We start from the raw sequence: 21,049 nt of genomic DNA, 5'->3' as shown, positions 1-21,049 counted from the left end.
TCTCTTTTCAAACCCACTATCCAACGAGGTATTCCATGTCCGTTCGCAATGTTGTTTTTCCCGCGGGGCGCCAGGCGCTGTATGAAAAAAACCGCTACTCGCCCGCCATCCAGTCGAATGGCTTTTTGTTTGTGTCGGGCCAGGTGGGCAGCAGGCCCGATGGCTCGCCCGAGCCGGAGGTGACCCAGCAGGTGCGCCTGGCGTTTGAGAACCTCAACGCCATCCTGGCGGCCGCGGGCTGCACCTTCGACGACGTGATTGACGTCACGGTGTTTATCGTGGACCCGGAGAAGCACTTTGAAACCGTCATGCCCGTAATCCATGAGTTTTGGGGCGAGGCGCCGCACCCCACGCTGACGGGGATTGGCGTGACCTGGCTCTACGGGTTTCAGTTTGAAATCAAGGTGATTGCCAAGCTGCCAGAGGCTTAGGCGCACCGGCACCGCCCTCAATCCCGATCGCGCTCCCGGGCCCAGATGGCGGCGAAGGCTTTCATCTTGGTCCAGGTGCCTACGCGTTCTTCAGAGATCACATCCAGAAAATCCGACAAGCGCTTGGACTTGGCAATGGTGTAGACCGTGAGTGTGATGGTGACCCCAAACACCAAGGCAAACACCAGCACCTTGTGCAACAAGGGGGCGTCTGCCTCGGCCAGCAGGTTCATGCCCAAAAAGCCGGTGGTAATGGTGCCGATCAGGCCCAGGATGGTGACCACGGTAAGGCGCACGACGGTGTTGGCCTGGCGGCGCAGGCTGTCGGCTTCCAGGTAGTTGTTCATGTCGGCAATGCGCTCTTTGACTTCGGCATACAGCGGGTCCAGCCCCAGGTGCTGCACACACTTGGCAAACAGCGCCCGGGTTTGGGCCTGTTCCGAAATCTCATGGAACCAGTAGCGGTGGGTAAAACGCAAAAAGCCGGCAAAGCTGCTGCGGATGCTGCGCTTGAACACGCGCACGCTGGCGGGGTCGCTGATGTTGAGGTTGCGCAGTGTTTCGGCCAGCCGGTCTGAAAACATCAACAACGCGGCTTTCTGAAAATGCGCAATCAAAAACAGCAAAAAGTGCTGGTGCCTGAACTGCGCCAGCACGCCCCGGTCCCGGCACGAGAAAAACTGGCTGTTGGCATCGCCCACCACAATCAACGAATGGCCGGTGCAAAGGTAGCGGGTGTGGGGCGCGGCGCCACCGGGTGTCCAGAACCGGTCGTAGCAATACCGGTCTTCAAAATCGCAGAGGTGGTCGTCGGCAAAGGGCAGCGCGGCCTCACCCTCCGCACTGCCAGCGCCGGTGACCAAGCCAAGCCGGACGAAATCGCTGCGGCTCAGGGTCTGGGGGTCGTCCACGGCCAAGTAGCCCAGCAAGGGCATGCGGTAGTACTCGATCTGCCGGTAGCGCAGTGCGCCCTCTTGCTCCGAATGGTCGCTCACCAGTGGCTGCAACAGCCAGTCCCAGTGGGCGGCAATGCGGGGGGCGCGGTGGCGGGCCACATGCGCCATGAACAGGTCGCGCTCGCCCGCGTTGGATTGCGCCAGCACCTGGCCTTGCGCGCCCAGCCACTCGGCCTGGTGCAGGCAGTGCTGGGCCTGACCCTGCGCATCCCAGCCCGAGGGGTAGCCACGGCCAAAGCGGTAGAGCAGTTCTTGCGCCTGCGCCAGCGGCAAGTGGTCACACGCCACCTCGACGTTGAGCAGCACCAGGTCCAGGTCCAAAAAGAAATACAGGTCGACATGCACCACATTCAGGGTGATGGCTTCCTCGAAGGCGCGCAGAACGACGCGCACCGCGCTCACATCGTGGCGGCGGAACACCCGCATGGGCGAGCCGTGCACCTGCCCGCCGCCCTTGGCATGGCCTTCGCCATACAGGAAGCGCTGCACATAGGGCAGGAAGGTGACGAACTCGTTGTAATGCCGCTCATGAAAGTGCTGGGCATCGCCGGTGTATTCGTCCACCACTTCGCGCCAGGGGGTGGCGTCGCCCATGGCGGACAAGATTTCCCACGGCTTGGCGTGCTGCGCCTCCGCCCCGCGCACCGGCATCAGCCGCAGGGGCCACAGCAGGATTTGTCCGAAATGGCGTACGCCGTGGGGAGCTTCAGGCTGGTGCATGCGGGCCAGTATCGCACTGGCCTCGCGCCCTGAAAAGGCTTAGCCGCGACCCACAAACGGCATGTTGGTTGCCATGATGGTCATGAACTGCACGTTGGTGGACAGCGGCAGCTGCGCCATGTGCAGCACGGCGTTGGCCACTTCCTGCACATCCATCATGGGCTCCACGGCAACCTCGCCATGGGCCTGCAGCACGCCGGTGGACATGCGGGCCGACAGCTCGGTCAGCGCGTTGCCAATGTCAATTTGGCCGCAGGCAATGTTGTACTTGCGACCGTCCAAAGAGATGGACTTGGTGAGGCCGGTGATAGCGTGTTTGGTGGAGGTATAGGGCGCGGAATTGGGGCGCGGTGCGTGGGCGGAGATGGAGCCGTTGTTGATGATGCGCCCGCCCTGCGGGCTCTGGCTCTTCATGAGGCGAAAGGCGCCTTGCGCGCACAAAAAGGAGCCGGTGAGGTTGGCATCCACCACCGTTTGCCATTGCGCAAAGCTGATGTCTTCGAAGTTGACTTTGGGCGCCCCCACGCCCGCGTTGTTAAACAACAGGTCTAGCCGGCCAAACTTGGCTTGGATGGTGGCAAACAGCTGGTCCACCGATGCCGGCTGGCTCACGTCCACGCACACCGGGTGTGCGCGGTCGGTGCAGCTGGCCTGGGCCACCGCGTTCAGCGGCTCGGCCCGCCGCCCGGCCAATACGACGCGGTAACCCGCGTGCAGCAGCGCCAGGGCCACGGCCCGCCCGATGCCGGTGCCAGCACCGGTGACCAGTGCGACTGGGGAGTTGGAGTTCATATGGGGTCCTTCAACAATGCAAAGAATCAGTTGGGAAAGCGCTCGACATGCGTGTCGCCCCTGCGGCCCAGGTAGACCACGTGGCGGCCCGCAATCCAGACCGTGTAGCCCACGCAACCGGCTTGCTGGGTGCGCTGCTTGAACTCAGGGTACATCACCCTGCCCTGCTGCGGGCGCTCGAAATTGAAGTCGGCGGTTTTGCCATCGGGCAGGTACTCAGGGCGGCATTAAAATTTGCCGTGCAAAGCCAAATTCAATTAGGGAGTAAACAATGAAGAAGATTTTTGCTACAGCCGTTTTTTCGTTCGCAGTGGTTGCGCAGGCAGCCACGTTCAACTACTCGTACAACCCAACGCCAGAATTCAGTATTTCTGGCTCGTTTGACGGCATCGCTACTGGCGACCTGGTCACAAACCTGTCGAATATCAGCGTCAGGGCCAGCTTCCTCAATGCGGAACTGGGTGGCGAAGGTGCCGCTCTTCCCTACCACTATGACACTCAGGCTGCAGATTGGGTGAGTGGTGATGCTGTGGTTTCGTTTAGCGGGGCGCAGAACAACTTTGCGTTCATTGCCGCCAAGACTTCCAATTATTTCAGGCCAACCGACAATGCCTACAGTTATGTAATTGGTTACAGCACGGGCGAAAGTTCGATCTATTACTTTTACAGCTATAACAAGGTCGCCGACCCCTACTGGAAATTGACCGAAGTGACAGCAGTGCCCGAGCCAGAGTCTTATGCCCTGATGTTGGCGGGGCTGGGTTTGATGGCAGGTGTTGCCCGCCGCCGCAAATTGGCGACAGCTGCATAAACTCACACTGCGCAACATACTGAATAAAAAAGCGGGAGCCAAGCTCCCGTTTTTTATGCTCATGCCAACTCTTGCTTCTAGGGCCATGAACGCTTGCCCCCCTTTGCAAGGGGCCGACTGTTAAAATGGGCCCACACAGGCTTTTTGGATCATTTATGTCTTCCCGCAACAGCTTGCCCTTGTCAGAACACGCAATGCAAATTGCCGAGCGTCGCTTCCCTGAGCTTGCGGCCAAGTCGGGGCATGCGGCCTACAAGACCACGTTGCACCGCACTGGCGCCGTCGTCGTGAAGACGAGTCAGGGCCAAATGGTGGAGCGTCGTGCGGATGGCACCTCCACCGTCATCAAGCCCCTGCCCCTGGGCAAGCGCGTGAAGCCTGGCGCCATCCTCAAGCGTGTCAAGTAAACCGGCAGGCGGCAAAACGGCGGCCAAGCCGCCCGCAAAACCTGCTCCTGCGGCCCAACCCCGGCTACGCGTACTGGCGGGCCCCAATGGATCGGGCAAGAGCACCATTCAAAGTGAACTCAAACCGCAGTGGATTGGCGTGTTCATCAACGCCGATGAAATTGAGCGTGCACTCAAAGACACCGGTGGCGAGCTGAGTTTGGCAAAACTGGGTATCACGGCCCGGCACGAGGCGGTGCTGCGCAGGCTCGAACAGCACATCCAAAACTCCAAGTTTGCCGAGAAACTGGGGCTGCACGCGTTGCTCGGGCAGATGACGATCAGCAAGTCGCTCACCTTGAAAGTGCCTGGCCCTTTTAACTCCTACCTCGCGTCGGTGCTGGCCGACACCATCCGCCGCGAGTTGCTGGAAGAAGGCAAGACATTCACCTTCGAGACGGTCATGTCCTCGCGCGACAAAGTCGATTTCATGAAGGAAGCGCGCAACCGGGGCTACCGGGTCTATCTCTACTTTGTCGCCACGGACGATCCAGAGATCAACCTGGACCGTGTGCGGCGCCGTGTCATGCAGGGCGGCCACCCGGTCCCAGCCGACAAGGTCCGCAAGCGCTACGGTGAGTCGATCGGTCTGATGACCGAGGCCTCCGAGGTAGCCCATCGGGCGTACATCTTCGACAACTCGGGTTCCAAGCACAAGTTGTTGGCTGAAGTCCAGGAGCAAGCAGGTGAAGTCAGCCTCACCCTCCACACGAGCCGCATCAACACGTGGTTTGTGAACACGGCGCTGTGGCGGTCATTTTCCTGACGCATCCAGTGCGGCTGACCTAGCGCGACTGTCACATCGCCGGATACGCTCCGGTCCCACCCGGCCACGCGGTTAACACCTCGTACCCGTCCGCAGTCACTGCCACCATGTGCTCCCACTGGGCGGACAGTGACCGGTCTTTGGTCACCACCGTCCAGCCATCGGCCAGCTGTTGCGTGTCGCGTTTGCCGGCGTTGAGCATGGGCTCAATCGTGAAGACCATGCCGGGTTCCAGCGTGAGGCCGTGGCCGCGCTGGCCGTAGTGCAGCACCTGGGGTTCGTCGTGGTAGATCTGGCCAATGCCGTGGCCGCAGTATTCGCGCACCACACTAAAGCGTTCGCGGTGGGCCACCGTCTGGATGGCGTGGCCCACATCGCCCAGCGTGGCGCCGGGCTTGACTTGCTGGATGCCGGCGCGCAAAGCTTCGTAGGTCGTCTCCACCAGACGCTTGGCCAACACGCTGGGCTCGCCCACATAGAACATGCGGCTGGTGTCGCCAAACCAGCCGTCCTTGTTGACGGCCACGTCGATGTTGACGATGTCGCCCTTCTTCAAAATCTGGTCGGCCGACGGAATGCCGTGGCACACCACCTGGTTCACAGAGGTGAGGATGGTTTTGGGGTAATCCAGATAGCCCAGGTTGGCGGGAATGGCGCCTTGCACGTTGACGATGTAGTCGTGGCAGAGGCGGTCCAGCGCCTCGGTGCTGACGCCGGGCACCACGTGGGGCTCGATCATGGCCAGCACCTGGGCAGCCAGCTGTGCAGCGCGGCGCGACAGGGCCAATTCTTCGGCCGATTTGAGGGGGACGTCGTGCAGCATCAGTGTTTCTTTTCGGCGGTGGATGCGCCGGGTTTGCCCAACTGGCCAGCAGAGGCCATGGTGATGTCTAGCCCCCCCGCCAGTTCAGCCCGAATGAGCAGTTGGCAGATTTCCCGGTAGTCCAGTTCCGGGTACATCTCGGTCAGCATGCCGACGCGCATCCAGTGTTCGGCCTGTGCGTTGATAGACCGGCTGAGTGCACTGCCCGCCACACGCAGGTTCTCGTGCATCTGGTCCGAAATTTTGACAATACCCATGGGTTAACTCCATATGAAACGTATACGTATTATATACGCTTCATACATCGCCTCATGCAACCGAACTTTCAAGAAGCAGCCGCACTCCCCTTGCTGACACTCTCCCCATCCTCTGGCCGCAGCGTCCAGAATGCGGCGGACGACACCACGGTCAGCACTGCCAGCGCGATGAAGGCGTGGTGCAGCGAGGACGTGACGGCCAGGCGGTCGGACTGCGACAGACCTTGCAAGAAGTACGCGGTGATCAACGAGCCAAAGGCCAGCCCGAAGCTCATGGACATTTGTTGCAAGGTGCTGGCCAGGGTACTGGCCATGGCGGTGTCGGCGGCGTCAATGTCGGCATAGGCCATGGAGTTCATGCTGGAGAACTGCAGCGAGTTGAACAGGCCCAGCGCCAGCCCCAGGCCCACGATGGCCCACAGCGGCGTGCCCGCATCCACCAGCGCATAACTGGCGATGGCGCAGCCCACCAGCAGCGTGTTGACGATGAGCACGCGCCGGTAACCAAAACGCCGGAGCATGGGCGCGGCCAGCGCCTTCATGGCCATGGCGGCAATGGCGGCTGGCATCATCAACAGGCCCGACTGCCAGACCGGCATGCCCAGGCCCAGCTGGTACAGCAGCGGCAGCAAAAACGGCATGCCACCCACACCCAGCCGCGTGACAAAACCGCCCAACACACCCACACGAAAGGTGCGCGTGGAAAACAGCGACAGGCGCAGCAGCGGGTGTGGCACCCGCTTGGCGTGCCAGCCATAGGCGGCCAGCAGCCCCAGCGACACGGCCACCAACATAGCCACCGTCTCGTTGGACAGGCTGATTTCGCCAAACACCTCCAGCAGCCACGACAGCAAGCCAGCACCACTGGCAAACAACAGCAAGCCGCGCACATCCAGCGGGGGCGGTGTGTCGTTTTGGTAATTAGGCATGTGTTTGCTGGCAAACCACATGGCGGCCAGGCCCACGGGCACGTTCACAAAAAAGATCTCGCGCCACGAGGCCCAGTGCACGATCAGCCCGCCCACCGTGGGCCCCAGCAGCGGCCCCAACAGCGCGGGGATGATGACGAAGTTCATGGCCTGCAGCAGCTCGCCCTTGGAGAAGGTGCGCACGATGACCATGCGGCCCACCGGCATCATCATGGCCGCCGCAATGCCCTGCGGCACGCGCGCGGCAATCAGCATGGTGGCGTTGACGGCCAGGCCGCACAACACCGACGACACCGTGAACAAGCCCACCGCAAACATGAAGACGCGCCGGCTGCCATACCGTTCGGCCAGCCAGCCGCTTATGGGAATGCTGACCGCCAGCGCCAGGATGTAGCTGCTGACCACGGCCTTCAGGCTCAGCGGCGTAACGCCCAGACTGGCCGCCATCGCCGGGATGCCGGTGTTGACGATGGTGGAGTCCAGCTGCTCCATGAACAGCGCCGTGGCGACCACCCAGGGCAGGTAACGTTTGGTCGTGGATTCGCTGGTGGCCATGGCAAATGGTAGCCCCGGGGCAACAACCTTGCACCCGTTGCGGTATCGCCCCCTAGCCCGGAATCCACAACTTGGGCAGGCCGCTCAGTGGCTTGAGCAGCTTGGCCACTGCGCCGTCACGCACCAGCTGCGTGGCGTGTGCAATGTCGGGCGCCAGGTAGCGGTCCACGTGGTGTGCGGGGATGTCTTTGCGCAGCAGCGCGTGCACGGCTTCTAGCACCGGAGAGCTTTGCAGCGGGCGCAGAAACTCTATCCCCTGTGCGGCGGCCAGCAGTTCGATGCCGAGGATGTGGGCCGTGTTGTGGATCATGCCCTGCAGGCGGCGCGCGGCGAAGGTGGCCATGGAGACATGGTCTTCCTGGTTGGCACTGGTGGGCAGGCTGTCGACGCTGGCCGGGTGCGCCATGGATTTGTTTTCCGACGCCAGTGCGGCGGCGGTGACGTGCGCGATCATGAAGCCGCTGTTGAGGCCCGCATCGGCGGTCAGGAAAGGCGGCAGGCGCGACACGCCGCTGTCGATCAGCATGGCAATGCGGCGCTCGGCAATGGCGCCCACTTCGGCAATGGCCAGGGCCATGCCGTCGGCCGCCAGGGCCACGGGCTCGGCGTGGAAGTTGCCGCCGGAGATCATCGCGCCGTCATCAGGGAAGACCAACGGGTTGTCGGTGACCGCATTGGCTTCGATCAGCAGCACGCGCGCGGCGTGGCGCAGTTGGTCCAGGCAGGCGCCCACCACCTGCGGCTGGCAGCGCAAGCAATACGGGTCTTGCACGCGGTCGTCCCCCTCTTCGTGCGACTTGCGGATCTGGCTGCCTACCAGCACCTCGCGGTAGTACTGCGCCACATCAATCTGGCCAGGCTGGCCGCGCACGGCGTGGATGCGCGGGTCAAACGGGCCGTCGCTGCCGCGCGCGGCGTCTAGCGTCAGCGCGCCGATCAGCAGCGCGGCTTCCAGCACCGGCTCAAACGCCAGCAGGCCATGCAGTGCCAGCGCGGTCGATGTCTGCGTGCCGTTGATGAGGGCCAGGCCCTCCTTGGCTTCCAGCTCCAGCGGTGTGATGCCCGCCTTTTGCAGTGCCTGCAGCGCGGGCACGCGCTGGCCATTCACCATCATGTCGCCCTCGCCCATCAGCGCAAGCGTCATGTGGGACAGCGGCGCCAGGTCGCCAGACGCACCCACCGAACCTTGTGCGGGAACAAAGGGCACCAGGCCCGCGTTGTGCACGGCCAAGAGCGTGTCCACCACCAGCTCTCGGCAGCCGGAGTAGCCGCGCGCCAGGCTGGCGGCCTTGGTGGCCATCATCAGCCGCATGATGGGCGCAGCCAGCGGCTCCCCCACACCCACGCTGTGGCTGCGGATCAGGTTGCGCTGCAGCGTAGCCAGCTGGTCTTTGCTAATGCGCTTGTTGGCCAGCTTGCCAAAGCCGGTGTTCACGCCATACACCGGCGCATCGCCATCGGCCGCAGCCTTGACGAGCGCGTGCGATGCCCGCATGGCCACGCGGGCCGATGCGGGCAGGGTCAGTTGGCACACGTCCGCATGGATCAGGCCCAGCTCGTCGAGCGTGATCTTGCCGGGGTGGAGGATGAGAGAGGTCATGGGTTTTTCTTTCTTGTTGTTGTGGATTATTTGGCCAGCATGGGCAGGTTCATACCCTGTTCTTTGGCGCACTGCACCGCAATGTCGTAGCCCGCATCCGCATGGCGCATCACGCCGGTGCCGGGGTCGTTCCACAGCACGCGTTCCAGGCGCCGGGCGGCTGCATCCGTGCCGTCGGCCACGATGACCACGCCGCTGTGCTGGCTGTAACCCATGCCCACGCCACCGCCGTGGTGCAAGCTCACCCAGGTGGCGCCACCGGCGGTGTTGAGTAGCGCGTTGAGCAGCGGCCAGTCGCTCACGGCATCGCTGCCGTCCTGCATGCTTTCAGTCTCGCGGTTAGGCGATGCCACGCTGCCGCTGTCCAAATGGTCGCGGCCGATGACGATGGGGGCTTTCAGCTCACCGTTTTTCACCATCTCGTTAAACGCCAGGCCGGCGCGGTGGCGCTCGCCCAGGCCGATCCAGCAAATGCGTGCGGGCAGGCCCTGGAAGGCGATGCGCTCACCGGCCATGTCCAGCCAGCGGTGCAGGGCCGTGTCTTCGGGGAACAGCTCTTTCATCTTCGCGTCGGTCTTGCGGATGTCCTCGGGGTCGCCACTCAGCGCCACCCAGCGGAACGGCCCCTTGCCACGGCAGAACAGCGGGCGCACGTAAGCGGGCACAAAGCCAGGGAAGTCGAAAGCGTTCTGCACGCCTTGGTCCAGCGCCACCTGGCGGATGTTGTTGCCGTAGTCCACGGTCGGAATGCCCATGGCCTGAAAGTCCAGCATGGCTTGCACATGCACGGCGCAGCCCTTGGCAGCAGCCAGGCGCAGCGCGGCGTGTTGGGTGTCGTCGGCCTGTGCAGCGCGCCACTGCTCTACCGTCCAGCCGCTGGGCAGGTAGCCGTTGACCAAGTCATGGGCGGAGGTTTGGTCAGTCACGATGTCGGGGCGCACACCGCCGGTGGCGCCGGCTTTCACGCGCTTCACCAACTCGGGCAGGATGTCGGCCGCATTGCCCAGCAAGGCAATCGACACGGCTTTCTTCTCCGCCGTGTATTTAGCCAAGCGGGCCAGCGCATCGTCCAGGTCGGCGGCCTGCTCGTCCACATAACGGGTCTTGAGGCGGAAGTCGATGCGGCTTTGCTGGCATTCGATGTTGAGGGATGAGGCCCCCGCAAAGCTGGCGGCCAGCGGCTGCGCACCGCCCATGCCGCCCAGGCCCGCGGTCAAGATCCAGCGCCCGGCCAGGCTGCCACCGTAGTGCTGCTTGCCAGCTTCCACAAAGGTCTCGTACGTGCCCTGCACGATGCCCTGGCTGCCAATGTAGATCCAGCTGCCGGCCGTCATCTGGCCGTACATCATCAGGCCCTTTTTATCCAGCTCGTGGAAGTGCTCCCAGGTGGCCCACTTGGGCACCAGGTTGGAGTTGGCAATCAGCACGCGTGGCGCATCCGCGTGGCTGCGGAACACGCCCACGGGCTTGCCGCTTTGCACCAGCAGGGTTTCGTCTTCATTCAAGTTGCGCAGGCTTTCCAGGATCGCCTCGTAGCAGTCCCAGTTGCGTGCGGCCTTGCCAATGCCGCCGTACACCACCAGGGCGTCGGGGTTCTCGGCCACTTCGGGGTCCAGGTTGTTTTGCAGCATGCGGTAGGCGGCTTCAATGAGCCAGTTCTTGCAATGCAGCTCGGTGCCGCGAGGTGCGCGCACGGGGTGGGCTTGGGCGGGTGTGATGGTGGATGCCATGGTCTTTTCTCACAAACAACAAAGAATGCGGCGAAGTCTACTTGTCTAGACATGTCTATGCAACTAGAATTTACACCATGGCTCAAGCACCCTATACCCGTGTCAAAGATTTTCTGAAACAAGGACTGGCCGAAGGCCGCTGGACACCAGGCGCGCAGATGCCGTCCGAGTCCGAGCTGGTGGGCCAGTTTCAGGTCAGTCGCATGACGGTGGGCCGCGCCATCCGCGAGTTGCAGGCCGAAGGTCTGGTCACGCGCGTGCAGGGCGTGGGCACGTTTGCGGCGCACTTGGCGCGCGTGTCGTCCACCCTCACCATCACCGATTTGCACGAAGACATCTTGGCGCGCGGCCACCAGCACCATGCGCGGGTGGTGCTGTCGCGTGAGGAGCCCACGGCCGATGGCCTGGCGCAGCAGCTGGGCCTGCCGCTGGGGGCACCGGTGTTCCACACCCTCATCGTGCATTACGAGAATGGCGTGCCACTGCAGTGCGAGGACCGCTATGTGAACCCGGCCTGCGCGCCGGACTATTTGGGCATGGACTTCACCCAAACCACACCCACGCACTACCTGCTGGAGGTAGCGCCACTGTGGGAGGCGCAGTACTCCATCGAAGCCGGCCAACCCAGCGCACACGAGGCCGAACTGCTGGGCATCACCACGGCAGACCCTTGCCTCATCGTGGTGCGCCGCACCATGAACCGCGACGTACCTATCACCCTGGCGCGGCTGGTGCACCCCGGCGCGCGTTACCAAATCCACGGGCAGTTCAAGCCATGACGCCGCAACTCATCCACGCGCAGGATTGCACGCCCCAGCCCTGGCGCAATGGCGGCGGGCAAACGCGCGAACTGCTGGCGTGGCCGCCCGCAGATCCGGCAAACCCCTGGCAGTTGCGCATCAGCCGTGCGGACATTGACACCGATGGCCCTTTCTCTGCCTTCCCCGGCGTGCAACGCTGGTTTGCGGTGCTGCAAGGTGCGGGCGTGGCCTTGCAGCTGGGCAGCGAACAGGTGCTGCGCGCTGGCGACGCGCCGCTGTACTTTGATGGCGCAGCCGCCCCCGGCTGCCGGCTGCTAGTCGGCCCCACACAAGACCTGAACCTGATGGTGCGCGGCGGCAAGGGCCTGATGCAGGCCGTGCAACCGGGCGTGGCCTGGCATGCCAGCCTGGTGGCTGGCGGCCTCTACACCTGCCATGCCGGCCGGTGGACCGATGGCACGCAGACCCTGGAGCTGGATGCCCACACCCTGCTCTGGCACCCCCAACCACGCAGCGCACGCTGGCAGTTTTTGGCGGACGATGCCACGCAGGCGCCATGCGCCTACTGGCTGGGCTTTTCTCCCCAAAGTGCCACCACCGGAGACCACGCATGACCGCCCTTACCCTCTGGCGCAATGCCAAGCTCGCCACGCTGCACGGCAGCACACCGTGGGGTTGGATTGAAGACGGCGCCCTGCTCACGCAGGGCGATCGCATCGTCTGGGTAGGCGAAGCATCTGCCCTGCCCGCCCCAAAGGCAAAACAGGTGGAGGACGAATACGACCTGGGCGGCGCGTTGTTGACACCGGGCCTCGTGGACTGCCACACACACCTGGTCTATGGCGGCCAGCGCGCGGCAGAGTTTGAGCAACGCCTGCAGGGCGCCAGCTACGAAGCCATCGCGCGCGCAGGCGGTGGCATACGCTCCACTGTAGCCGCCACGCGTGCCGCCAGCGACAAAGAACTGTTAGCCAGTGCCACCCGTCGCGCGCAGAGCTTGATGGCCGAGGGCGTGACCACCATCGAAATCAAATCGGGCTATGGCTTGAGTGAGGCCGACGAAGCACGTTGCCTGCGTGTGGCGCGCGCACTGGGCGACGCGCTGCCACTGAGTGTGCGCACCACCTACTTGGGCGCGCATGCCGTGCCGCCCGAGTTTGCGGGCCGCACCGACGACTATGTGGACGCCGTCTGCGCCTGGATGCCCGCGCTGCAGGCCGAAGGTCTGGTGGATGCGGTGGATGCGTTTTGCGAAAACATTGGCTTCACACCCGCGCAGACACGGCGCGTGTTTGAGGCCGCACGCGCACTGGGCTTGCCAGTCAAACTGCATGCCGAACAGCTGAGCGACCAGGGCGGGGCCGCGCTGGCCGCCGAGTTTGGCGCACTGTCGTGCGACCACTTGGAGCACTTGAGCGAATCTGGCATCCGCGCCATGCAAGCCGCCGGCACCGTGGCTGTGCTGCTGCCCGGCGCCTATTACTTTCTGCGCGACACCAAGCTTCCCCCTATCGACGCCCTGCGCGCCCACGGCGTGCCGCTGGCCATTGCCACCGACCATAACCCCGGCACCTCGCCCGGCCTGTCGCTGTTGCTGATGCTCAACATGGCCTGCACGTTGTTCCGCCTGACGCCCGAAGAGGCGCTGCGCGGCGCCACGGTACACGGCGCACGCGCCCTGGGCCTGCACGACCGCGGCACGCTGGCGGCTGGCCAGCGCGCTGACTTTTGTGTGTGGGACCTGGAGCACCCCAACGAACTGGCCTACTGGTTTGGCCACAACCCTTGCCGCCGCGTCATCCACGGCGGGCTGGAGCGCAGCGTATGAGTCACCCCGTCTTCACCCTCACGTCCGGCAGCACGCCGCTCTTGGTGAGTTTTCCCCACGTGGGCACCGAGATACCGGCGGACCTGCAAACTCGCATGGTGCCGCGCGCGCTAGCCACCGAAGACACCGACTGGTTTCTGGAGCCGCTCTACGCCTTTGTGCGCGCCATGGGTGCGGGCACCATCGTGCCGCGCTATGCGCGTTATGTGGTGGACCTTAACCGCCCACCCGAAAATGCGCCCATGTACCCCGGCGTGAACAACACCGAGCTGTGCCCCACCCGCTTTTTCAGTGGCGAGCCGCTGTACCGCGAGGGCATGGCACCCAGCGAGGCCGAGATTTCCGATCGGGTCGCAAGCTACTGGCGTCCCTACCACGATGCATTGCAAGCCGAGTTGCAGCGCCTGCGCGCCGTGCATGGCCACGCGGTGCTGTTTGATGCGCACAGCATCCGCTCCGTGCTGCCCTGGTTGTTTGACGGCCAGCTGCCGGATCTGAACCTGGGCACGGTGAATGGCAGCAGTACCGCACCTGCATTGCGCGAGGCGCTATCGAAAGTATTGCAAAGCCAACAGGATTTCACCCAGGTGGTGGATGGCCGTTTCAAGGGTGGCCACATCACGCGCCACTACGGCCGGCCGGCCGAGAACGTGCACGCCATCCAGTTGGAGATGTGCTGGCGGTGTTACATGGCCGAGGAGCCGCCCTACGCCATCGACCCCGCGCGTGCAGCCACTGTACTGCCTGTGCTGCGGGCGCTGGTGCAGACCCTGGTGGACTGGAGGCCCGCATGAGCGAGCAACTTCTATGGGCGCCGCAGGCTTGGCTGAATGGCCGCTGGGAACAGAACGTGTGCCTGGCTGTGGATGCGCAAGGCCACTGGGCCGACATCACGCCCAACATCACCACCCCGCCCGCCCACGCCACGGTACTACCAGGCCCGGTGCTTCCGGGCCTGGTCAACGCACATAGTCATGCGTTTCAGCGCGCATTCGCCGGCCTGGCCGAGCGACGCGAATCGGCGGCGGACGACTTCTGGTCCTGGCGCGACCGCATGTATGGCGTGGCGCTGCGCATCACGCCCGCGCAGCTGCGCGCCGTGGCGGCCCAGCTGTATGTAGAGCTGCTGCAGGGTGGCTACACGCAGGTGTGCGAATTCCACTACCTGCACCACCAGCCCGACGGCCAGCCCTATGCGGACGAAGCCACCATGGCCTGGGCGGTAGCCGATGCAGCCGCCGACGCCGGCCTGGGCCTGACCGTGCTGCCCGTGCTGTACGAGCGCGCAGGTTTTGCCCAGCCCGCGTTGCGGCCCGACCAGCGCCGCTTTGCCGGCACGCCCGATTTCATCGCGCGGCTGCAAGCCACGGTGCAGGCCAGCGGCCGGCCGCTGGTGAATGCGGGCGTGGCCATCCACTCGCTGCGCGCAGCCTCCGCCGAATCTATTGATGCACTGCTCGCCCAGGTGGGCGGTACAGACATGCCCATCCACATCCACGTGGCCGAGCAAATGCAGGAAGTGCGCGACTGCTTGGCCTCTACAGGCCAGCGCCCCATCGCCTGGCTGGGCCAGCGCTGGAAGATGGACGCCCGCTGGCAGCTGGTGCACGCCACGCACACCGAGCAGGCCGAGATCGACGCCGTGGCGCGCAGCGGCGCCGGCATCGTCATCTGCCCCAGCACCGAGGGCAACCTGGGCGATGGCTTTGCCGATCTGCCCGCCTGGCTGACCGCCGGCGTGCCCACGGCCGTGGGATCGGACAGCCATGTGTCGCGCCAGTGGGCGGAAGAACTGCGCTGGCTGGAATACGGCCAGCGCCTGCGCCTGCAGCAGCGCAATGTGGCGGCCGCGCCAGGGCAGCAGCCCGCCACGGCCGCCCGTCTGTTCGACGCCGCCCTGCACGCCGGCGGCCCCGCCGCTGGCCAGGCGCGGTGGGGCCTCACGCGGGGTGCGCGTGCCGACGCGCTGGTACTCGATACGCAAACGCCAGGCCTGCTGGGTGTGCCCGCCAGCCACCAGCTGGATGCACTGGTGTTTGCCACCAACAGCACGGCCCTGAGCCAGGTCTGGGTGGCAGGCTGCAAGCTGGTGCATGCGGGCCGCCATGTGGAGCAGGACCGCATTGCACAGGCGTTCGAGGTCACCATGCAGGCGCTCTGGGAAAATTAAGCCAAATTGGCCTCTAACCACCGTGGATATTGCGCAAGAAGCTACTATTTTTATAGCAAAACAGAACTAAATCATATAAAAGTAGTTAGTGAAAACCCGTAGACGAATCGCGCTATTACGCCCTTGGTGATTGCGGGCAATGCCCCTAGACTGTGGAACATGGTTTAACCACCGGCACATGATCCACCTCTACCCTGGCGACCCGCACCGCGCGCACCCTGAGCCATCCCAGGGACGCAGCTCCGTCAAACTCAAAATCATTTGGGTGGCGTTGGTGGCCATCCTGTTTTCGGGAATCGGCTTGCTTGTGGTGCTCTTGCACCTGCGTACCCTGGCATTGGACACAGGGGCCCGGCTGACAGAGTCTTTTGCGCTGGGCATTGAGGAGCAAACTACACGCTCCTTGCAAGCGGTAGATATGAGTTTGCAATTGGCCGCCAACAAACTGGCGCAGCTGCAAACCAGCGGCACATTGACGCAGCGCAGCGCTGGTGTCGCCCTGCGCGAAAGCCGGGACCAAATCCCTTTTGTCTCCGAGCTGGTGGTAACAGATGCCAACGGCCAGGTGCAGTACGAATCGGGCGGCAGTGCCATTGGTGTCAACCTGGCAGACCGTGCGTATTTTCAGCACTACCGCGACAGCGCAGACACGGGGTTTTACCTGGGCAGCCCGGTGCAGGGGCGGGTGTCTGGCAAGTGGCATTTGAATGCGGTGCGGCCCCTGCGCAGTGCCGATGGCACGCTCACTGGTGTGATGGTCATGGGGGTCAACCCCCAGTACCTGAACAATCTGTGGGAGCGCATCGACCTGGGGGACCAGGGCTCCATCTCCCTCTTCAGCCAAGAGGGTGTACTGATGATGCGCACGCCGTTTGATGCCACCATCATGGGTAAAAATTTTGGGGACAGGCCGCTCTTCAAGACGCTGCTGCCGGCCAACGCCCATGGCAATTTTCAGAGTGTCAGCCCTATCGACCAGGTGACGCGCATGTTTTCTTATCGGCAACTGCAGGAGTACCCCCAGCTGGTGGCGGCGGTCGGCATTTCGCACCCACTGCTGCTGGCACCGTGGGAGCGTTTGGCCTGGATTGCGGCAACGATCTGGGGAATCGCGTCGGCTGTCGTGCTGACCCTGTGTTACTTCCTCAACCAGACGTGGCAGCAAACCGTCAGCAGCGCCGCCCGGCTGCAAACCATGGCGCGGCGTTTTGAACTGTCGACCGACGCGGCCTCAGTAGGCGTGTGGGATTGGGACATCGGACACGACACCTGGTATGCGTCGCCCACCTACTACACCATGCTAGGTTATGCCCCCGAAGAAGGCCCAGGAAACCGGGCCCTGTGGCTATCCAGAGTGCACCCGGAAGACCGGGCGGGTATTGAGGAGCAGATCCGCAGCGCACTGGCCAATGGGTCGGCCGACTACCAATACGAAGGACGCCTGCAGCACGCCGATGGCAACTACCATTGGATGCAGGTGATTGGCCGGGCGCTGGAGCGGGATGACGCGGGCAAACCGTTGCGGCTCATGGGGGTACGGCTTGACATTACACAACGCAAGCTGGCCGAAGACGCCTTGCGCCACAGCGAGGCCTTCAGCCTGGCGATTCTGGATTCAGTGGTGGCCGAGATTGCGGTGCTGGACACGCGTGGGACCATTCTGGCGGTGAATGCACCCTGGCGGCGTTTTGGCGTGGACAACGGCAGCCCGGAAGGCATCAGCGCACTGCGCGCAGGGCCGGGCGACAACTACCTGGAAGCCTGCCACCTGCCGCAGACCGACGTAGCCAGCGACAGCCAGAAAGCGCTCGAAGGCATTGAAGCCGTGCTGCAGGGGCGTTTGCCCAGCTTCTTTATGGAGTACCCCTGCAACAGCCCGACCCAAGAGCGCTGGTTCAGCATGAGCGTGACGCCGCTGGGCACCGAGGGCGCAGGCGTGGTGGTAGCGCACCTGGACATTACCGAGCGCAAGGCACAACAGGCCATGCTGAAGCTGTCGGAGCAGGTCTTTGCGCAGGGGCTAGAGGGCATCATGGTCACCAACGCCAAGGGCCGCGTGGTGCTGGTGAACCAGGCGTTCACCGATATCTCCGGCTACGCGCAGGCCGATGTGATTGGGCAAAAACCGCGCCTGCTGGCCTCGGAGCGCCACGGCGACGACTTTCACCAGGCCATCACCGACGCGGTACGAACCCAGGGCACCTGGCAGGGCGAGATCTGGAGCCGGCGCAAAAACGGGGCCGAGTACCCGCAGTGGCTCAAGATCAGCGTGGTGCGCGATGCGGGTGGCAAGGTCTGCAACTTTGTGGGCACCTTCAGCGACATCTCCGAACAAAAGGCCAACCAGGAGAAGATCAACTGGCTCTCGCACTTTGACCCGCTCACCGGCCTGCCCAACCGCTTTTTGCTGCAAGACCGTGCCGCCCACGCCATCAGCATGGTGCAGCGCGCCGAGCAGCCGCTGGCCATGATGCTGGTGGGGATTGACCACTTCAAGACCATCAACGACACACTGGGTTATGCCGCGGCCGACCAGGTGCTGCAGCAGGTGGCGCAGCGGCTGCGGCAGTCGGTGCGTGACCAGGACACCCTGGCCCGCACGGGCGGCAAGGAGTTTGTGCTGGTGCTGCCCGGCACCCAGGCCGAAGGCGCAGCCCACCTGGCCACCAGCCTGCTGTGGAAGCTGGGCCAGCCCTATGAGGTGGACGGGCAAACGCTGACCCTGAGCGCCACCATTGGCATTGCCACCTACCCCGACAACGGCGCAGATTGCAATGCCCTGCTCAATGCGATTGAAATTGCCATGCACCGTGCGCAGGCCAATGGCCGGGGCAGCTTCCAGTTTTACAACGAGGGCATCTACCAGCAGGTGCTGGCGCGCGACCACCTCACCAAGGCCTTGCGCAACGCCATCGGGCTGAACCAGCTGAGCCTGGAGTACCAGCCCCTGGCCGACCTGCAATCGGGGCAAATCAGCGGCATGGAAGCCCTGCTGCGCTGGACCCACCCCGAACTGGGCCGGGTGTCGCCGGTGGAGTTCATTCCCCTGGCCGAGGAGTCGGGGCTGATCAAGGGGATTGGCGAGTGGGTGCTGCGCAGGGCCTGTGAGGACATCCAGAACTGGCAGCGCAAAGGCATCGTAGTGCCGCACGTGGCGGTCAACGTATCGCCCCTGCAGTTTCGGGACCGGGACTTGCTCGCACAGGTCCGGCGTGCGCTGGACGATTTCCAGATCGACCCCTCGCTGATTTACCTGGAGGTAACCGAGAGCGCCTTGATGGAGGATGTGGACCGCAGTGAGGCCATGCTGCGGGAGCTCAAGGCCATGGGCCTGCGCCTCTCGCTGGACGACTTTGGCACCGGCTACTCGTCGCTCAGCTACCTCAAGCGTTTTCCGTTTGACAAGGTGAAGATCGACCAGTCCTTTGTGCGCGACATCACCAACAACCGGACCGACATCGTGATTGTTCGCGTGATCGTGTCCATGGCCCATGGCCTGGGCCTGAAGGTGATTGCCGAGGGGGTGGAAACCGAAAGCCAGTGCGAAATCATGCGCACCAACGTGTGTGATGAGATACAGGGCTACTTTTTCTCCCGCTCGGTATCGGCACAGACGATTGAGACACTGTTTGCCCAGCCCTTGCAGCTGCCGGGCGAGTTGCTGCGCTTCCGCAAGCCGCAGCGTACCCTGCTGCTGGTGGACGACGAGGCCAATGTACTGGCCTCGCTCAAGCGCCTGTTCCGCCGCGACGGTCACAACATCATCACCGCCAGCAGCGGCCAGGAGGGGCTGGACATTCTGGCCAAACACAATGTGGACGTGATCATCTCCGACCAGCGCATGCCCGGCATGACGGGGGTGGAGTTTCTGCGCGCCGCCAAGGCCAGCCACCCGGACACGATCCGTATCGTGTTGTCGGGCTACACCGAGCTCCAATCGGTAACCGACGCCATCAACGAGGGCTCGATCTACCGCTTCTTGACCAAACCCTGGGAAGACGAGCAGCTGCGCGACCACATCCGCAAAGCCTTTGAATACAAGGAGCTGCAGGAAGAGAACCAGCAGCTGGACATCAAGATCCGCACCACCAACCAGGAGCTGGTGTCGGCCAATATGCAGCTCAACGCCGTGCTGGAGACCACCCGCAACCAGGTGCTGCGTGACGAGACCACGCTGGCCATCGTGCGGGAGGCGCTGGAGTGCATTCCCCTGCCGGTGATTGGAGTGGGCGACGATGGGCTGGTGGCTTTTGTGAACGAAGGGGCCGACACCTTGCTGCGCGACCACGGCCTGTTGCTGGGCGAGGCGCTGTCGCAATGCCTGCCCGCGGTACACGCTGTGATCAGCGATTTGGCAGAACACACAGCCCAGCCATTTCAACTAGGTGCGCGCAGCCTGCAGATCGCATGGAGCGGCATGGGCGTGCGTTCACAGTCCAAGGGAATGCTCATTACGTTCACCGAACTCCAGGGGGCTGCGTGACCGCTACGACCAGCCCACCCGCCGCCCCTCTGCCCTGGCCCACCCAGGAGCGGCTGGACTACCTGTTTCGGCATGTGGCGCAAGACCCGGGCGCGCAAGTGCTGAAGGCCCTGTTGCAAGACTTGTTAACACCGGCACAGCCATGACGTCCCCCGCCCTGCCCGATCTGGCGCCGGTGATCAACAGCCTGCCTTCGCTGTCTGCCGTGGTGCTGGACCTGCTGCAAAGCCTGGGACACGAGGAAGTCGGCAACACGCTGCTGGCCCAGAAGATCAGCCAAGACCAGGCCCTGTCTGCGCGCACGCTCAAGCTGGCCAACTCCTCGTTCTACGGCACCAGCTTCCGCAGCAAAACCGTGCACGAGGCAGTTACGGTGCTGGGCAGTAAAACCATACGCCGCCTGGCCACGGCCTCGGCCCTGATTGACGGGCTGCAAGGCGGTGGGCGCAGCGGGTTTGACGTGACATCGTTGTGGCGCCACTCGATTGCCACCGCCCTGTGTGCCGCCGAATTAGCCCAGGCCACCGACGGCCCTACCGACATTGCCTACGTGGCAGGTCTGCTGCACGACGTAGGGCGGCTGGCACTGGCCACCCACCTGCCCACCGAATACCAGCAGGCCATGGCCTACCGCGCGCAGCACGACTGCAGCGTGCTACAGGCAGAGCGGCAGGTGCTTGGCACGGACCACTCGGCCGTCGGCGAGGCCCTAGCCCAGCACTGGAAGTTGCCCGAGGAGCTGCAGCAAGCCGTGGCCTGCCACCACGCCGTGCGGGCCGGCAACAAGGGGCTGCTGCCCATCATCGTGCTGGCAGCGGACGCCATGGCACACGCCCTGGACCTGGCGCAGGACCCAGGCGAGGCGGTACCACCCATCCCCGCCATGGTCTGGAGCACACTGGCGCTGGACGACGCAGCCCTGCAAAGGGTGATGCGCAAGGTGTTACAACAATTCGAAGCCGCCAGCAGTGTGCTGGACTCTTGAGAAAGA

General features: G+C 63.8%; 19 protein-coding genes and 1 pseudogene. 12 read left to right on the top strand and 8 right to left on the bottom strand.

Features of this window, described 5'->3' with window-relative positions:
• Window positions 1-35 precede the first annotated feature (35 nt).
• Window positions 36-431, top strand: coding sequence for a RidA family protein (locus AC097A_RS07860; protein WP_479620411.1), 396 nt, complete (start codon window positions 36-38; stop codon window positions 429-431).
• 17 nt (window positions 432-448) lie between these two features.
• On the opposite strand, the gene AC097A_RS07855 is transcribed toward AC097A_RS07860, so the two are convergent.
• Genes AC097A_RS07855 through AC097A_RS07845 form a run of 3 tightly spaced genes read right to left on the bottom strand, consistent with a single transcriptional unit; the run spans window position 449 to window position 3,054 of the window.
• A complete protein-coding gene (locus AC097A_RS07855; RefSeq protein ID WP_479620410.1) occupies window positions 449-2,107 on the bottom strand; it encodes a hypothetical protein in 1,659 nt (552 codons plus the stop codon).
• A 39-nt stretch (window positions 2,108-2,146) separates the two neighbouring features.
• Window positions 2,147-2,899, bottom strand: coding sequence for an SDR family oxidoreductase (locus AC097A_RS07850; protein ID WP_479620409.1), 753 nt, complete (start codon window positions 2,897-2,899; stop codon window positions 2,147-2,149).
• A gap of 26 nt (window positions 2,900-2,925) precedes the next feature.
• Window positions 2,926-3,054: a hypothetical protein gene (locus AC097A_RS07845; protein WP_479620408.1), complete on the bottom strand. Its 129-nt coding sequence runs from the start codon at window positions 3,052-3,054 to the stop codon at window positions 2,926-2,928.
• A gap of 554 nt (window positions 3,055-3,608) precedes the next feature.
• On the opposite strand from AC097A_RS07845, the pseudogene AC097A_RS07840 reads away from it, so the two are divergent.
• The 3 genes and pseudogenes from AC097A_RS07840 to AC097A_RS07830 all read left to right on the top strand — a co-directional run.
• Window positions 3,609-3,710 (top strand): annotated as a pseudogene (locus tag AC097A_RS07840) (PEP-CTERM sorting domain-containing protein); the annotation flags it as partial.
• Window positions 3,711-3,865: 155 nt separating this feature from the next.
• The gene (locus AC097A_RS07835; RefSeq protein ID WP_236635318.1) at window positions 3,866-4,117 is read left to right on the top strand and encodes a hypothetical protein; all 252 of its coding nucleotides are present in this window, start codon (window positions 3,866-3,868) and stop codon (window positions 4,115-4,117) included.
• A complete protein-coding gene (locus tag AC097A_RS07830; RefSeq protein ID WP_479620407.1) occupies window positions 4,107-4,922 on the top strand; it encodes an ATPase in 816 nt (271 codons plus the stop codon). Before AC097A_RS07835 ends, AC097A_RS07830 begins: the two co-directional genes overlap by 11 nt.
• A gap of 31 nt (window positions 4,923-4,953) precedes the next feature.
• Here AC097A_RS07830 and map read toward each other — a convergent pair whose 3' ends face one another.
• The 5 genes from map to hutU form a co-directional block, all read right to left on the bottom strand.
• Window positions 4,954-5,745, bottom strand: coding sequence for a type I methionyl aminopeptidase (gene map, locus AC097A_RS07825; protein WP_479620406.1), 792 nt, complete (start codon window positions 5,743-5,745; stop codon window positions 4,954-4,956).
• Window positions 5,745-6,002 (bottom strand): TA system antitoxin ParD family protein, encoded by a 258-nt coding sequence (locus tag AC097A_RS07820; protein WP_315495646.1) that lies wholly within the window; start codon window positions 6,000-6,002, stop codon window positions 5,745-5,747. The genes map and AC097A_RS07820 overlap by 1 nt, the downstream gene beginning before the upstream one ends.
• Window positions 6,003-6,070: 68 nt before the next feature.
• The gene (locus tag AC097A_RS07815; protein WP_479620405.1) at window positions 6,071-7,486 is read right to left on the bottom strand and encodes a DHA2 family efflux MFS transporter permease subunit; all 1,416 of its coding nucleotides are present in this window, start codon (window positions 7,484-7,486) and stop codon (window positions 6,071-6,073) included.
• Between the two features lie 52 nt (window positions 7,487-7,538).
• Window positions 7,539-9,086, bottom strand: coding sequence for a histidine ammonia-lyase (hutH, locus tag AC097A_RS07810; protein ID WP_479620404.1), 1,548 nt, complete (start codon window positions 9,084-9,086; stop codon window positions 7,539-7,541).
• A gap of 26 nt (window positions 9,087-9,112) precedes the next feature.
• On the bottom strand, window positions 9,113-10,816 hold the full coding sequence (hutU, locus tag AC097A_RS07805; RefSeq protein WP_479620403.1) for a urocanate hydratase: 1,704 nt from the start codon (window positions 10,814-10,816) through the stop codon (window positions 9,113-9,115).
• Between the two features lie 77 nt (window positions 10,817-10,893).
• On the opposite strand from hutU, the gene hutC reads away from it, so the two are divergent.
• The 8 genes from hutC to AC097A_RS07765 all read left to right on the top strand — a co-directional run bounded on the left by hutC (window position 10,894) and on the right by AC097A_RS07765 (window position 21,043).
• Entirely contained in the window at window positions 10,894-11,595 is a 702-nt protein-coding gene (gene hutC / locus AC097A_RS07800) for a histidine utilization repressor (protein WP_479620402.1), read from the top strand.
• Entirely contained in the window at window positions 11,592-12,191 is a 600-nt protein-coding gene (locus AC097A_RS07795) for a HutD/Ves family protein (protein ID WP_479620401.1), read from the top strand. Before hutC ends, AC097A_RS07795 begins: the two co-directional genes overlap by 4 nt.
• The gene (hutI, locus tag AC097A_RS07790; protein ID WP_479620400.1) at window positions 12,188-13,405 is read left to right on the top strand and encodes an imidazolonepropionase; all 1,218 of its coding nucleotides are present in this window, start codon (window positions 12,188-12,190) and stop codon (window positions 13,403-13,405) included. Before AC097A_RS07795 ends, hutI begins: the two co-directional genes overlap by 4 nt.
• A complete protein-coding gene (gene hutG / locus AC097A_RS07785) occupies window positions 13,402-14,199 on the top strand; it encodes an N-formylglutamate deformylase (RefSeq protein ID WP_479620399.1) in 798 nt (265 codons plus the stop codon). The genes hutI and hutG overlap by 4 nt, the downstream gene beginning before the upstream one ends.
• Complete coding sequence (locus AC097A_RS07780) at window positions 14,196-15,575, top strand: formimidoylglutamate deiminase (protein WP_479620398.1); 1,380 nt, start codon at window positions 14,196-14,198, stop codon at window positions 15,573-15,575. The genes hutG and AC097A_RS07780 overlap by 4 nt, the downstream gene beginning before the upstream one ends.
• Window positions 15,576-15,753: 178 nt before the next feature.
• Window positions 15,754-20,058, top strand: coding sequence for an EAL domain-containing protein (locus tag AC097A_RS07775; RefSeq protein WP_479620397.1), 4,305 nt, complete (start codon window positions 15,754-15,756; stop codon window positions 20,056-20,058).
• On the top strand, window positions 20,055-20,204 hold the full coding sequence (locus AC097A_RS07770; protein ID WP_161499907.1) for a hypothetical protein: 150 nt from the start codon (window positions 20,055-20,057) through the stop codon (window positions 20,202-20,204). Before AC097A_RS07775 ends, AC097A_RS07770 begins: the two co-directional genes overlap by 4 nt.
• On the top strand, window positions 20,201-21,043 hold the full coding sequence (locus AC097A_RS07765; protein ID WP_479620396.1) for an HDOD domain-containing protein: 843 nt from the start codon (window positions 20,201-20,203) through the stop codon (window positions 21,041-21,043). The genes AC097A_RS07770 and AC097A_RS07765 overlap by 4 nt, the downstream gene beginning before the upstream one ends.
• The last annotated feature ends 6 nt before the right edge of the window (window positions 21,044-21,049 follow it).

It is taken from the genome of Rhodoferax sp. XS2R6 (genome assembly GCF_056521365.1).
This window is presented reverse-complemented; position numbering and strand designations above follow the sequence as displayed.

What these genes read in the sequence shown, in the direction of transcription:
- hutI (WP_479620400.1), top strand. Translation starts at nt 12,188, where the DNA reads ATGACCGCCCTTACCCTCTGGCGCAATGCCAAGCTCGCCACGCTGCAC.
- AC097A_RS07820 (WP_315495646.1), bottom strand. Translation starts at nt 6,002, where the DNA reads ATGGGTATTGTCAAAATTTCGGACCAGATGCACGAGAACCTGCGTGTG.
- hutH (WP_479620404.1), bottom strand. Translation starts at nt 9,086, where the DNA reads ATGACCTCTCTCATCCTCCACCCCGGCAAGATCACGCTCGACGAGCTG.
- AC097A_RS07845 (WP_479620408.1), bottom strand. Translation starts at nt 3,054, where the DNA reads ATGTACCCTGAGTTCAAGCAGCGCACCCAGCAAGCCGGTTGCGTGGGC.
- AC097A_RS07765 (WP_479620396.1), top strand. Translation starts at nt 20,201, where the DNA reads ATGACGTCCCCCGCCCTGCCCGATCTGGCGCCGGTGATCAACAGCCTG.
- AC097A_RS07780 (WP_479620398.1), top strand. Translation starts at nt 14,196, where the DNA reads ATGAGCGAGCAACTTCTATGGGCGCCGCAGGCTTGGCTGAATGGCCGC.
- AC097A_RS07860 (WP_479620411.1), top strand. Translation starts at nt 36, where the DNA reads ATGTCCGTTCGCAATGTTGTTTTTCCCGCGGGGCGCCAGGCGCTGTAT.
- hutU (WP_479620403.1), bottom strand. Translation starts at nt 10,816, where the DNA reads ATGGCATCCACCATCACACCCGCCCAAGCCCACCCCGTGCGCGCACCT.
- map (WP_479620406.1), bottom strand. Translation starts at nt 5,745, where the DNA reads ATGCTGCACGACGTCCCCCTCAAATCGGCCGAAGAATTGGCCCTGTCG.
- AC097A_RS07855 (WP_479620410.1), bottom strand. Translation starts at nt 2,107, where the DNA reads ATGCACCAGCCTGAAGCTCCCCACGGCGTACGCCATTTCGGACAAATC.
- hutC (WP_479620402.1), top strand. Translation starts at nt 10,894, where the DNA reads ATGGCTCAAGCACCCTATACCCGTGTCAAAGATTTTCTGAAACAAGGA.
- AC097A_RS07835 (WP_236635318.1), top strand. Translation starts at nt 3,866, where the DNA reads ATGTCTTCCCGCAACAGCTTGCCCTTGTCAGAACACGCAATGCAAATT.
- AC097A_RS07850 (WP_479620409.1), bottom strand. Translation starts at nt 2,899, where the DNA reads ATGAACTCCAACTCCCCAGTCGCACTGGTCACCGGTGCTGGCACCGGC.
- AC097A_RS07795 (WP_479620401.1), top strand. Translation starts at nt 11,592, where the DNA reads ATGACGCCGCAACTCATCCACGCGCAGGATTGCACGCCCCAGCCCTGG.
- AC097A_RS07815 (WP_479620405.1), bottom strand. Translation starts at nt 7,486, where the DNA reads ATGGCCACCAGCGAATCCACGACCAAACGTTACCTGCCCTGGGTGGTC.
- hutG (WP_479620399.1), top strand. Translation starts at nt 13,402, where the DNA reads ATGAGTCACCCCGTCTTCACCCTCACGTCCGGCAGCACGCCGCTCTTG.
- AC097A_RS07775 (WP_479620397.1), top strand. Translation starts at nt 15,754, where the DNA reads ATGATCCACCTCTACCCTGGCGACCCGCACCGCGCGCACCCTGAGCCA.